Origin of the sequence: Holdemania filiformis (assembly GCF_003459085.1) — a bacterium.
Taxonomy (GTDB): Bacteria; Bacillota_I; Bacilli_A; order Erysipelotrichales; family Erysipelotrichaceae; genus Holdemania; species Holdemania filiformis.
This window is the reverse complement of sequence record NZ_QRUP01000002.1, coordinates 1-12,519: the sequence shown is the minus strand read 5'-3', so window position 1 is coordinate 12,519 and position 12,519 is coordinate 1. Positions and strand designations below refer to the sequence as shown.

Sequence of the window (12,519 nt, the reverse complement as noted above, 5' to 3'; positions counted from 1 at the left end):
ACCGCTTCCCCCTACTTCAGATGCTCTTTCAGCTCAGCGAAGCAGTGCTCGCGGACATAATGAATCGCGAGATTGCCCTGGAAATCCTTGATGCTCTTATCCGCGCCCTGATCCAGCAGATACAGAACCAGATCGACATAACCGCCGTAGCTCGCTCTCATCAACGCGGTGCAGCCCGCATTATCCTGCATGTTGATGTCTGCGCCATGTTCGATCAAATACTTAATCACGTCGACTTTGCACGCCAGAACCGCTTCCATCAGCGCCGTACGGCCCTTACTGTCGCGGGCATTGACATTGGCCCCGTTGTCCACCAGATATTCGACGACCTCGCTCTGACCTAAGAACGAAGCCCGCATCAGGGAAGTCCGGCCGTTATCATCATGTGAATTCACGTCGGATCCAGCTTCCACCAACATCTTTACGATGCCCAGATGCCCTTTTTTCGCCGCCCCCATCAACGCCGTCTTATTGTTGACGTCGCGGGCCCGGACGTTCGCCCCATTATCCAGCAGGAATCGAACGATATCTTCATAACCGCGCTTGGCGCTGCGCATCAAAGCGGTCCGGCCGTCGCCGTTGGAAACGTTAACGTTTGCCCCTTTGGAAACACAGGCACAGACTTTCGCGAAATCGCCGGCTGCCGCCGCATCCCAGAACTCTTTGTTTGTTTGATCCATAATGAATTCCTCCTTTTATTTATTCATCAAACATTGAACTTCCTGCGCACCATTCCGAAACCCGGAACCCCCCGCTGATTCTCATCAGGAGAGTATTCCTGAACTCCGGTCCCTGCCGCCGTATTGTATGCTTTCCGCCGCCGGCTTTTTCAGGTTCCTTCATTCAGGCGTAGCGGATCCGACGCCTCTCTTCTTTGCCTGACCACATCGTTTTGGCGCTGAATTTCTCCGCAACCGACCGTTTTGTAGACAAAAAAGATGGACAGTCTAAATCCATCTTAAAAACAACTGATTTTTTCCAAAAGAACCCCGCCGAAAACACCTTCAGCTCTAACATCTCCATTTTGAGGGGCAACAAAAACTAAGCCTTTCTTCTGGTCCATGATGTTTCACTCCATTCCGGTCTTGGTTCTTTATAGCTTTATTGTAACCGATTTCATTTTTTGTTCAAGACCTTTCTTCGTGATTTTCCATGAAAACTAAGTTTCAATTTGTTACATTTTGTAAATTCTTTCATTTTGTTTTTTTATTCCGTTTTAGACTTCTTTTTTACAATCGAAGTTGTTACAATGAAATCAATGAGGAAAAGGAGATTCTTATGGAAGCCTGGAAAAATTACTTCAACGTCATGAACGAAATCATTGCCAAGGTCATGGACAGCCAGGGCGAAAACATCATGAAAGCCGCCGCGCTGTGCGCCGACGTCTCTCAACGGGGCGGCCTGATCTACGGATTGGGCGCGGGCCATTCCCATCTGGTTATCGAGGACGCTTTCTGGCGCGCGGCAACCGTCGCCAACTATGCTGCACTGCTGGAGCCGAGCGTCACCGGTACCTTTGATATCACCAAGAGTTATCTGATGGAAAACACCTATGACGTCGGCCGCCACATTGTCGACTATCACCGCGTCACGCCCAACGACTGCATGATCATTATTTCCAATTCCGGCAACAATATCGTGCCGGTCGACGCCGCTTTGCGGGCGAAAGAAAAAGGCATTCCAACGATCGCGATTACGGCGGTCGAATACAGCGATTACCTGACGACCAAGCATAAGAGCGGCAAAAAGTTAAAAGACGTCTGCGATATAGTCTTGGACAACTGCTCGCTGATCGGCGACGCGGCAGTTCCGATTGAAGGCTTCCCGATGAAGATCGGCTCAACCTCGACCATCCCGGCAGTCTATCTTCAAAACGCTGTGCTGACCCAGACCGTGGAGCTGCTTGTTCAGCGCGGTCTCGATCCGGATGTTTACTTCAACGGCCACATCGCCTTCATGGACGCTTCGGCCGCCGACCATAACGACAAGCTCGTCGATAAATACTTCTACCGCATCCGCAACCTTTAATCGCAAGGCTGCAGGTTGTCTCTTAAACACTAAACCGCCGGCTGCACGCGCAGACCGGCGGTTTTTCTCTATTTGATAAAGCGAATATCCAGTTTCATTCAGCGGACGGAAAGCGCACGGATCAGCCTTTCCGCAGCTTCCTCAATCACGCTGCGGGGCACCGCGATGTTTAAACGGATAAACGGGAAGTCTGTTTGATAATGCGAACCTGTGCTGCCGTAGAGATGACAGCGATTTTCAAACAGATCGACGACGTCCGCGTCGTTTTTACAGCAGCCGCGGCAATCCACCCACAACAGGAAAGTAGATTCCAGCCGCATCGGCTTTAACGGCACGCCCGCAGCGCTTAACAGCCTGCTGAAAACCCGCGCGTTTTCCTGTACATACGCCTTCGCTTCCGCCAGCCATGCCGCCCCTGCCTCACTGTAAGCCGCCAGCGCCGCCGCATGAGAGAAGGTTTGATTGTTCATATAGGCCAGCGCGTCGCATTCCCGTTTCATCGCCTGCGCCTGCGCAGGATCGGGAATAAACAGAAACGAGCATTGCATCCCCTGCAGATTAAACGTCTTGCTTGGCGATAAAATGGTCATGACTCCCGGATCCAGAGCACTGGCCGCCGTCATCGTTCCATAGACCCAGTCGGCGTGAATCTCGTCGGCGATCACAAGAACCTGATGTTTCCGGCACAGCGACAACATCGCTTCCAGCTCCTGCGGGCTGAATACCTTGGATGTCGGATTGTGCGGCGAACACAGAATAAACATCCGGACTTCGCTGAGCTTCGCTTCAAAGTCAGCCAGGTCCAGTTCATAATGATCCCCCTTCTGAATCAGCTCGTTGATCACACAGCGCCGCTGATTCAACGCGGCCACCTTGCGAAACGGGCTGTAAGACGGATTCTGGATCAGAATTCCATCTCCCGGCTGCGTCAGCGCCCGCAGGCACAGCGCGATCGCGGTATTGACGCTCGGTGTAATCTGAATCGTCCGCGGATCCAGATTCGCCATACTGCGGGCCTTCGCCCAGGCGCATACCCGCTCCGGCAGCACCTCGTCAAATTGTTGATAACCATAAAACGGATGCGCCGCCCGCTCCACGATCGCCTGTTGGATTGCCGGGCAGCATGGCAGATCCATGTCCGCCAGCGTCATCACCAGCGCGTCCTCCGGCCGCTGTGCAGTTTTAGCCTGGCTGTACTTAACGCAGTGCGTATTTCTGCGCTCGATGCGTTCATCAAAATTCATTTCTGATCTTCCCCTCTGTTTTTTCCATTATATCACCTTTCAGAGGGGATTCCACAGCAAGAAAATGACCCTGAATCAGGTCATTCCCTTATTTATCCCGGCTTCATCCTCAAGCCGCAGTTTCTTCGTCAATCCCCGGAATCGGACGCAGCTGAGACATCAGCGACTCCCAGGTCAGCTTTCCAAGGATGCCGTCGGCCACCAGTCCGTGATCCCGCTGAAAAGCCCGCACCGCCTGATCCAGTTCTGCATCAAACACGCCGCTGATCTTCGTGATCGGATATCCCAGCGCCCACAGGGCGTCCTGCGCTACGCAGACCTCAGTGTTCTTATTTCCTTTCTGAATTTGCGTAAACGGCACGAAATCGCTCGCCGCTTCATTCTGATGATGCAGATGGGCTTCAATCCGGGTATGTTCCAGATCGGTAATCACATCGAACAGCTCCTGATCTTCAGCCAGCGTTACCAGCTGCTGCAAGCCTGGCAGCGACAGATTTCTTCCCATATCGACAGCGGTCCCCAGCATGTGCGTTAAAATCATCGGCTCCTCCGCGTCCCACGCCCGCCGAAACGCCCGGCTGACGCGTGGTTTCTGGCCGTACCGGCGGATCAGCTCATCCGTCGACTTTAAAAACCGGCGTGTCGACCAGCCGATCGTGCGGCTGTGAGAATTACGCATAAATTCACCAACCGTGAAGCGGCAGCAGGCCGTATACGGCATGTTATCCGAGCAGCGCAGCGAATAGGTTTCCATTTTGTCGGTTTGATCGTTGTAAATCAAGATTCTCATGGTTTTCACCTCCAGTATACCGTATGCACCACGTCCGGTCAGGAAAAGGCCAATAACCAAATGAACTCCCGTTAGGCACGTTCCCTTGCGGTCTTCCGGGCATGTCATACCCTGTTAATGAAAGGAGGATTTACTCATATGGCTTATGTTATTCGCAGAGGGTATACTGGCTTAGCGGTCAAGAAGATGCAGCATTATCTTAACGTGCTCCGCACGTCCTACCCTGACCTTCCTGTTTTAAAAGAAGACGGCTCCTTCGGATCCGCCACGGAAAACGCCGTCATGATTTTCCAGAAACACACCGGTTTAACCGCCGACGGCATCATCGGGACTTTAACCTGGGATAAAATTATCGCAAAATACAAGGCGGCCCCCGGCCCCGGACCGGATCCCGATCCGGATCCCGGCACGGAACAGCCGCCGCTGGAATACGGCGACACCGGACTGGAAGTCCAGAAAATGCAGAACTACCTGAACAAGCTCACACTGCCGTCAACGCCGATTACAGCCGACGGAGTTTTCGGCGCCAAAACCGAAGCCAAGGTCATCGCGTTTCAAAACGCGCACAGTCTGACCCCGGACGGCAAGATTGGCGAAAAGACCTGGGATAAGATCATTGCGCTGATCGACTAATAGAAGCAAAAACCGGAATTTTCCTGATGGGAAAGTCCCGGTTTTTCCTGTTTCTAACTGTGTTCCGCGTTATTTCTGCGGATTTTCCGGATGTTCAGCCTGACCGACAGCTTTTTTTACCGTCTGTAAATAGTTCTGAATCGTGATCGTGCACTGTGTCCGCAGATCTTCATTGGCCGCTTTGCCTTCTTCGTCAACTTCCACCGCGTCTAAGCCGTGCGCGACGATGTAATCTTCCAGCGCCTTGATCTGCTCGCTCCAGCCGGCAATCGCCTGTTCGCCCAGCTTATACTGATCGCCCAGCGTCTTCTTCGTCGTCTCTTCCGTAATCTCGTCGATCGAAACCCAGCTGATCCGGCCGTCTTTCATTTGCACAGACACAATCGGCGTTCCGAATGTCGTGGTTTCTCCAACGATATCGCTGGCTTCCGTGATCGCCGGATCAATGGTCGGCGAAGCGGATGGCGACGTACTTGGCGAAGTGGTCGGCGTGGGCTGCGGATTTTTCTTATTCCAGGAACAGCCGGCCAGCACCGCCAGGCAGATTCCGGCACACAGAATGATTTTCTTCATGAAACAGCCTCCTTTTCATTCTGTCCTTAGTCTGCCCCGTCTCGGGGTTTTCTATCAGATCAGAATCCAGGAAAACGATCGCACTTACATTTCCGCCGGCTCCTGCGGCAGCTCCGCAAAGCGGATTTCAATTTTAAACAGATCGCCGTCGGCGCTGACCTCAATCTGGCCTTTCATCAAAGTCACGAATGTTTCCGCAATGGCCAGCCCCAGTCCGGAGCCTTCGGTCGAACGGGAGACATCGCCGCGGACAAACCGCTCGGTCAGGGAACCGGGATCAAATTTCAGTTCATAGTTCGCGATGTTTTTAAAGCTGATGCAGATCTGGTCGTCCAGCCGTTCAATCTGGATGTAGACGCGGGTATTCTCCATTGAATACTTGATCGCGTTGGTAATCAGATTATCAAAAACGTTATACAGACGGCCGCCGTCGGCCAGAATATAGCCCGGTGTTTCAAGATATTGAATCTTGAATTCCAATGAACTGGCTTCGATCTTTTCATCCAGCTCCGCCAGCGTCTGCATCAAGAGTCCGTTGATTTCCAGCTTGCGCAGATCCATCTGCAGATTGCCGCTGGCCGCTTTGGAAATCTCAAATAAATCCTGAATCAAATTCTTCAGCCGGACGCTTTTCTGGGTGATGATCCGCACGTAATCCCGCGCGTATTCCGGCTGGATTTCCGCTTTCGTCAAGAGATCGGAGTAGTTGATCAGCGAGGTGATCGGCGTCTTTAAATCATGCGATACATTCGTGATCAGTTCAATTTTCAGCTTCTCGCTCTTGAGCTGCTCCTCCACCTGATGACTGACGCCTTCGCGGATCTTTTCAAGATTGTCGCTGACCGGCTGCAGCGGACTGCCTTCACTCAATTCAAAGCTTTCGTTAAGCCGGCCGCGGCGGATATTCTCGACCTGCTGCGCCAGCGTCGCCGAATCCTGCATGAACATCATCATGCGGCGGATGTACAGAAACAATACGAGAAAGGCCGCCGCAAAGATCAGCACAAACACCAGAATCCCCAGAAAGCCTAAAAAGGAAGAAAACATCATCGTCCATAAAACAAACGCGCAGACGACCTCAAAAACCACTAAAAGCAAAAACTCCGTCAGCCACTTTTTCTGATACCCATACGAGCCGCTGATCAGCCGGACAGTTTTCATCGCGGAATTGAAAATATTATGATGGAAGGGTTTCAAGCCGTAGAAATGCAGCTCGTTCACCAGAACGTACAGCTCCCAGAACGTCACAGTCATCGATAAAGGCAGCGGCAGCCACAGCGACAGCAGCATCATCGTTAACACCAGGCCTAAACCGAGCTTCACCTCAATCCAGAAATTCGCGGTAAACTGCGCCAGACCTTCATTAAAGGCTGTGATCGGCCCCCGCTTGAACACGCCGTAGGCCAGCGTGATGAAAAACAGACATAAAGAAGAATAGAAACAAATTTTAAGGTTATTCATCGATTCCTGAAAATAGGTGTAGCTGTAATACATCGGCGTGTTGTAGGCCAGCTGATCCGGGATCACTAACGCCAGCCGCTCCACTTTCTCCTGCGAATACAGCTTGAGCAGGCTGACCGCCATCTCCGCAGTTTCCCGGGTGATCGTCTTCTGATCGATCAGGAAATAACCGCCGCGGTAGGTAATCTGCGGCGTTTCGCCCTGCTGCCAGGTCAGCGTCAGCATCCCTTTGCCGCCGTATTGCTGCATAAACTGATCATAAGTCAGCTTTAAATCATCGTCGCTGTTAAAATAAATATCCTGCTGCTCGACGACATAGTGCAGATTGTAATACAGATCCTCCTGCACCTCCATTGCCAGCGGCGGGTCGTCGTAAAGCAGCTGCGCCAGATCCTGCAAGCTCTGCTGAATCATCGTCTTCGGATACAGCGCCTGCTTGCCCTGCGGGGAATACAGCGTCTCCACCGTCAGCGACGAGGTGAACAACAGCCCGGTCATCAGCACGAAAAAAAGCAGGAACGCCAGAAACCCGCTAGTTTTTTTCGATCTTGTATCCAATCCCCCACACCACCTTTATATACCGTGGATTCTTCGGATCAATCTCAATTTTTTCCCGAATCCGCCGGATGTGCACCGCGACTGTGTTTTCACTCTGGAAACTGGTTTCATTCCATACCCGCTCATAGATCTCGTCGATCGAGAACACCCGGTTCAAATTCGTGAGAAACAGCTCCAGAATACGGTATTCGATCGGCGTCACCTTGACCGGCTCGCCTTCCAGCGTCACCGTCTTGGCTTCCAGATCAATGCTCAGACCGCCGACCTCGATCACCGTCCCGGTTTCCGCCGTCGCGCCCAGCTGCATGTAGCGGCGCAGCTGCGATTTGACCCGGGCGATCATTTCCAGCGGATTAAACGGCTTGGTGATATAATCGTCCGCTCCGATATTCAAACCCAGCACTTTATCCATGTCCTCGGATTTAGCGGATAAGATGATGATCGGAATGTTCGAGGTTTCGCGGATATGCATGATTGCCTGAATCCCATCCATCTTCGGCATCATCACGTCCATCAGAATGCAGTGGATCTTCTGTTGATTCAGGATTTCCAACGCTTCCAGTCCGTTATAGGCTTTAAATATTTCATACCCTTCGCTTTTCAGATAAATTTCGATCGCGTCGGCGATTTCATGATCGTCGTCCACGACTAAGATCTTATAGTTTTCCATAAGCCCAATCCTCCCCGCTTCTTTATTTTATAACCTTATCAAATAAATCTTAAGCGTTTCCATTCTTTTCCTTACAGTTTTCTTACAAATCCCCATTTAACAGGGCTTTCCGCACTTCGTAGTCCGGCATGTGATGCAGGATGACGGAATAAAAGCGCTGCGAATGGTTCGGTACGATCAGATGCGCATATTCATGCCACAGCACTGAATCGACGCAGGCCAGCGGATAATGGACCAGCTTCAGGTTCAGCGTAATCTTTGATTTTGCCGGAATACAGCTGCCCCAGCGGCTGGTCATCCGCCGGTAGTGAATTGAAGGCAAAGCGAGATGATAATCCGTGACTACCTGATCCCAGCGCGGACGCAGACGTTCCACCTCGGCTTCCAGGCTGTTCTTGGCGAACTGATCGAATGCGCGCTGCTTCGTTTCCGGCTGCGTATCCGGGCCATAGAGAACTAGCCGGTCAGGCAGCAGCCGTGCTTTGCCCCTGCCGATCACCCACTGCAGTTGTACCGGCTTGCCGTAAACCATAATTTTACCGACGGCCGCCGCTTCCGCCTGCCGTGTTTGCTGGCGGGCCAGCTTTTCAGCGTGCGCGGCAATCCAGCTGCGCTTGGTTTCAATAAACCGCAGAACTTCCGCATTCGAACAGGCATACGGCGCACTGACAAGCAGTTCATCCGGACTTTTCAGCCGCAGGATTAAATTTCGGATCGGTTTGCGCTGAATCGTCAGCCGCAGCGTTTTTCCATTGATATTCAAGCTTTCCATCGCCGCACTCCTTTTGAGTTTTTATTATAGCATAAAACCGGAAACAGCGAAACGGTGCCCTGAGGGACACCGTTTTCCTGGAATTTGATTTCTATTTTTCCATTCGCTCTGCCATCTGAATTATGTTTGATGATAACGTTGTTAATCGCTGATTTTAAAATCACCGCTGATCGTCTTGGCCGCAATCTGTGCGTGTTCGTCGCCGGCTCTCAGCTGCCGTCCCTGGCGCTGCAGCGGCAGACTGATATGTTGACGCAGATCGCCGGATATCGTTGAGAAGCTGCAGACAAAGCCGGTTGTGTGCGGTAATTTGAGATGGATATCGCCGCTGATGGTATCCAGTTTCAGACTTTCCGCCATTTCAACAGACAGATCCAGATCCCCGCTTTTGCTTTCCGCCAGCACTGCCTGGAAACGTCCCTGGACCTCCAGATCACCGGAGGTGGTCCGGAACTTGCCAAGCTTGCCTTCCGCCCCGGATACATCGAGATCGCCGCTGACCGTCGAAGCTTGAATCAATTCGCCGCGCACCGCCGCGCGCACATCGCCGGAGGTTGATGTGATCTGGACAGCTTCCGCGTTCAATGCGCGGATTTCAAGATCTCCGCTTTGCGTTAGAGCCGCAAATTTGCCGCAGTTCACGGCTTCCGGCAGTCGGATATCGCCGCTCATTCCGGCGATTTTAACGTCCAGACTGGCTGACGGCAGCGTGACGTCCAGCCGCAGATGTTCGCCGGCACCGGCTCTCAGCCAGCTGTTCTGCAAGCGCTGCACGCGGATTCTGTATACCTCGCCGTCCTGAAAGGTTTCCAGACGATAATTATGGACCCGCAAAGGATTGCGGCTGTCATAGAAATCCACCAGCACCTCGCTGCCGGTTCCCTGTCTGACCGTGATATCCGCGCTGTCCGCTTCAATCGCAACTGCGGATAACAGTTCGCTGTCTGTCTCAGTTTCCGCCTGTGCCTGACGATGCGGCCGCGTATTCAATTCGCTGATCAGTTCAGCCGGATCGCCCAGCTCCTCGCTAATTTCCTCCTCACTGCGGCCCTCGCTTAAACCTTGATCAAAATGATCGGTAAAATCCTGAAGAATTTCCTTCGCCGTGATTTCGTCAACGGCCTCCAAATCCATCTGCAGCCGTTCCATGTATTCTTTTCTGTTCATGCTTCTCCTTTCCGGATGAGTTCATCCACTAACCGTACAAATTCCTGCCATTCGCCTGTCAGCTGATCTTCGTGGGACCGGCCTTTTTCCGTCAGCCGGTAATACTTGCGGGCCGGACCTTCCGCGGATTCGACCAGATAGGTTTCTACGTCACCGTCATCCTTGAGCCGTTTCAAGATCAAATACAACGTTCCCGCCGCCACGGTCATTTTCTGTGAGATGGCCTCGGTCAGCTCATAGCCATATTTATCACCCTGCGCTAACAACGACAGCACGCACATTTCCAGCACGCCTTTCTTAAACTGAGCGTTCATCCAATCCCTCCTTCTAGCAAGATAATAACACTAGCTATTCTACATTGCAATATACTATTTATTAAAAGTTTAAAAACTTTAGGGGGTTATTTGCGATTTTCCGCAATAGTTATAGTAGGAGGATTTTATTTATGAAGAAAAAAATCGTTTTCACCCTCACAGCCCTCACCGCAGTCCTTGTCCTCATTTTCAGCGGCATTTTCTTATTCCGCCGGGAACTGACCCGACGCCTGTCCCTGGTTTCCGTTCCGATCAGCGTTTCCACACTGCCGCCCCGCCATCTCATCACCGTTGACGACCTGACATGGATTGATGTTCCATCCGCCTATCTTCAAGCTGATATCCTGCGGGAGGAAGCGGAATTGGTTGGTTTGTGGACACGGCTGGAAGGCACGATTCCCGCCGGTTCCTTTTTCTATCAGGAAATGCTTGATGCGCCGGAAGCCATGGCAGATTTCAGCGTCACGTTGTTGAACAAAGATCAGGCTGTCTTCCCGCTGACCGTAACCATCAGCGAGATCAGCGGTCAGCTGATGCAGCCCGGGCAGCAGGTCGACCTCTATGTTTACGGAAAATGGCCGGAGGGACAGGAAATGATGGACTGCCTGCTGCGGGGCGTCCGTGTTTTGGAGCTGCAGAACCGCAACGGCGAACGAATCGGACAGGCGGACGATACGCTGCCTTCAACAGTACTGTTAGCCGTTGATCAGATCTATCTTACCTATTTGTCCATTGCGGAGAAAAAAGGCAGAATCGAGTTATATTTAACCGCAAGCAGTTATGCCGAGCCTGAATGTCAGCTCATGGAGAACAGTGAAGTACTCCGCTGGTTAAAGGATGAGCGCTAAACTTTCTTTCACAATCTTTTCTTTTTTCACTTTCTGAAGTGGAACTTAACTTTTCAGTTGAGAAACTTTCCTTTTTTCAAATTTATGCTTTACAAATTCCGCCATCTAGGGTAAAATAGTATTCGCTGATGGCGGTCGTGGTGAAGTTGGTTAACACTCTGGATTGTGGCTCCAGCATTCGCGAGTTCGAGTCTCGTCGATCGCCCCATTAATAGTTCGCACAGGACATCTGGTTTCAGGTGTCCTTTTTCTTAAAATGACAGATAAAGCCGGAAATTAAGCAATTTTAAAGATTTGTCTAATAAATCCCCAAGAACCGGGAAAACTTAGAAAAGTCTTTCCCAGTCTGAGAATGTCTTATGGTATAATTGTAAAGCACGAGGTGAAAACAAATGCCAAAAATAGCAGTGATGACGGATTCGTCCGCCGATATTAATACACAACAAGCAGAACAAATGAATTTGGCCGTCATGCGTTTCCCACTCATGATCGACGGTCAGGAATACATTGAAGAAACTGAAATTAAAACGCCGGAGTTTATAAGCCGAATGGAACAAGGAGCTGTTGTTAAGACCTCTCAAGCCCATTTAGGGAAGTTGATCCAGCAGTGGAAAGATCTATTAGAAGAATATGATGAAATTCTCTACATTCCCCTTTCGTCCGGATTAAGCGGCTCTTATCAGTCGGCTTTAACGGCATCCGCCGCTTTTGACGGCCGGATAACCGTCGTTGACGCACGCTTTGCCTGTTATCCGCTGGCTTGGCTGTGTCAATGGGCACAGGCCCAGATTCAGGCTGGACACAGCTGTGAAGAAATCAAAAATAAAATCGAAGAAGAAGCTGATCTTTGGGCAGCGCTGATTCCGGAAAAACTGGAATACTTAAAGCGCGGAGGACGGATTTCCGCAGCGGCTGCCGCATTAGGTAATCTTTTAAAGATTGTACCGATCCTCAAGGTAGAACATGGCGGCATCGACGTACTGGGCAAAGTCCGCACAGTCAAAAAAGCTTATCAGGTAGGACTGGACGCGATTGCCCAGGTTAACGATCCGTCTGACTATGAATGGATGATCGTCGAAGCTGATATGAAAGAAGAAGCCGAAGATCTGAAACGTCAAATGGAAGAACGAATCGGTCAACCTGTCACCATTCACGCGATGGGACCGATCATCATGGCCCATACTGGACCACGAACCTTAGGGTATGGACGGGTTAAAAAACTGAAATTCTAAATCGGAGCAATCCGATTTTTTATTTTCAATAATAAAAAGCTTCATTACTAAGACTATTCATTCCCAAAATCCGCCTATTCGCTCCCAAACACTTGACAAGACATAAATGTCCGAGATGGGGATATCATTAGGCGTATAACCCTATTCATTTCTTCGCAATCCGTTTTCCTAATAGAAAATCGGGTAGGAAGCTAAGGAAGCCAATTCTTCCTTAGCTTAGCTCCTCCCA

13 protein-coding genes and 1 tRNA gene are annotated in these 12,519 nt (G+C 51.1%); 5 read left to right on the top strand and 9 right to left on the bottom strand.

Annotated features, from left to right (window positions below; translation table 11 throughout):
• Positions 1 to 11 precede the first annotated feature (11 nt).
• Positions 12 to 680, bottom strand: coding sequence for an ankyrin repeat domain-containing protein (locus tag DWY25_RS02145; RefSeq protein ID WP_006058795.1), 669 nt, complete (start codon positions 678 to 680; stop codon positions 12 to 14).
• 598 nt (positions 681 to 1,278) lie between these two features.
• On the opposite strand from DWY25_RS02145, the gene DWY25_RS02140 reads away from it, so the two are divergent.
• Positions 1,279 to 2,028 (top strand): sugar isomerase domain-containing protein, encoded by a 750-nt coding sequence (locus DWY25_RS02140; protein ID WP_039864224.1) that lies wholly within the window; start codon positions 1,279 to 1,281, stop codon positions 2,026 to 2,028.
• 98 nt (positions 2,029 to 2,126) lie between these two features.
• On the opposite strand, the gene DWY25_RS02135 is transcribed toward DWY25_RS02140, so the two are convergent.
• Both DWY25_RS02135 and DWY25_RS17825 read right to left on the bottom strand, forming a co-directional pair.
• The gene (locus DWY25_RS02135) at positions 2,127 to 3,272 is read right to left on the bottom strand and encodes a MalY/PatB family protein (protein WP_117893073.1); all 1,146 of its coding nucleotides are present in this window, start codon (positions 3,270 to 3,272) and stop codon (positions 2,127 to 2,129) included.
• A gap of 109 nt (positions 3,273 to 3,381) precedes the next feature.
• Complete coding sequence (locus DWY25_RS17825; RefSeq protein ID WP_220412908.1) at positions 3,382 to 4,062, bottom strand: peptidoglycan-binding domain-containing protein; 681 nt, start codon at positions 4,060 to 4,062, stop codon at positions 3,382 to 3,384.
• Positions 4,063 to 4,200: 138 nt separating this feature from the next.
• Here DWY25_RS17825 and DWY25_RS02125 point away from each other — a divergent pair, with 138 nt between their 5' ends.
• Positions 4,201 to 4,695 carry a peptidoglycan-binding domain-containing protein gene (locus tag DWY25_RS02125; RefSeq protein ID WP_039864222.1) on the top strand — a complete coding sequence of 165 codons (495 nt, stop codon included), beginning with the start codon at positions 4,201 to 4,203 and terminating at the stop codon, positions 4,693 to 4,695.
• Between the two features lie 69 nt (positions 4,696 to 4,764).
• Here the strand turns inward: DWY25_RS02125 and DWY25_RS02120 are convergent, their stop codons facing one another.
• The 6 genes from DWY25_RS02120 to DWY25_RS02095 form a co-directional block, all read right to left on the bottom strand.
• The gene (locus DWY25_RS02120; protein WP_006058787.1) at positions 4,765 to 5,268 is read right to left on the bottom strand and encodes a hypothetical protein; all 504 of its coding nucleotides are present in this window, start codon (positions 5,266 to 5,268) and stop codon (positions 4,765 to 4,767) included.
• Between the two features lie 84 nt (positions 5,269 to 5,352).
• Complete coding sequence (locus tag DWY25_RS02115) at positions 5,353 to 7,287, bottom strand: sensor histidine kinase (RefSeq protein ID WP_117893069.1); 1,935 nt, start codon at positions 7,285 to 7,287, stop codon at positions 5,353 to 5,355.
• The gene (locus DWY25_RS02110; protein WP_006058785.1) at positions 7,262 to 7,957 is read right to left on the bottom strand and encodes a response regulator transcription factor; all 696 of its coding nucleotides are present in this window, start codon (positions 7,955 to 7,957) and stop codon (positions 7,262 to 7,264) included. The genes DWY25_RS02115 and DWY25_RS02110 overlap by 26 nt, the downstream gene beginning before the upstream one ends.
• Before the next feature lie 82 nt (positions 7,958 to 8,039).
• Positions 8,040 to 8,729, bottom strand: coding sequence for a M48 family metallopeptidase (locus DWY25_RS02105; protein WP_117893066.1), 690 nt, complete (start codon positions 8,727 to 8,729; stop codon positions 8,040 to 8,042).
• Between the two features lie 141 nt (positions 8,730 to 8,870).
• Positions 8,871 to 9,896: a DUF4097 family beta strand repeat-containing protein gene (locus DWY25_RS02100; RefSeq protein WP_117893063.1), complete on the bottom strand. Its 1,026-nt coding sequence runs from the start codon at positions 9,894 to 9,896 to the stop codon at positions 8,871 to 8,873.
• On the bottom strand, positions 9,893 to 10,210 hold the full coding sequence (locus DWY25_RS02095; protein WP_117893060.1) for a PadR family transcriptional regulator: 318 nt from the start codon (positions 10,208 to 10,210) through the stop codon (positions 9,893 to 9,895). Before DWY25_RS02095 ends, DWY25_RS02100 begins: the two co-directional genes overlap by 4 nt.
• Positions 10,211 to 10,341: 131 nt before the next feature.
• On the opposite strand from DWY25_RS02095, the gene cpaB reads away from it, so the two are divergent.
• The 3 genes from cpaB (at position 10,342) to DWY25_RS02080 (ending at position 12,290) form a co-directional block, all read left to right on the top strand.
• Positions 10,342 to 11,058 (top strand): Flp pilus assembly protein CpaB, encoded by a 717-nt coding sequence (cpaB, locus tag DWY25_RS02090; RefSeq protein ID WP_117893057.1) that lies wholly within the window; start codon positions 10,342 to 10,344, stop codon positions 11,056 to 11,058.
• Positions 11,059 to 11,189: 131 nt separating this feature from the next.
• Positions 11,190 to 11,266: transfer RNA gene (locus tag DWY25_RS02085), tRNA-His, on the top strand.
• A gap of 184 nt (positions 11,267 to 11,450) precedes the next feature.
• Complete coding sequence (locus DWY25_RS02080) at positions 11,451 to 12,290, top strand: DegV family protein (protein ID WP_117893054.1); 840 nt, start codon at positions 11,451 to 11,453, stop codon at positions 12,288 to 12,290.
• Positions 12,291 to 12,519: the final 229 nt, after the last annotated feature.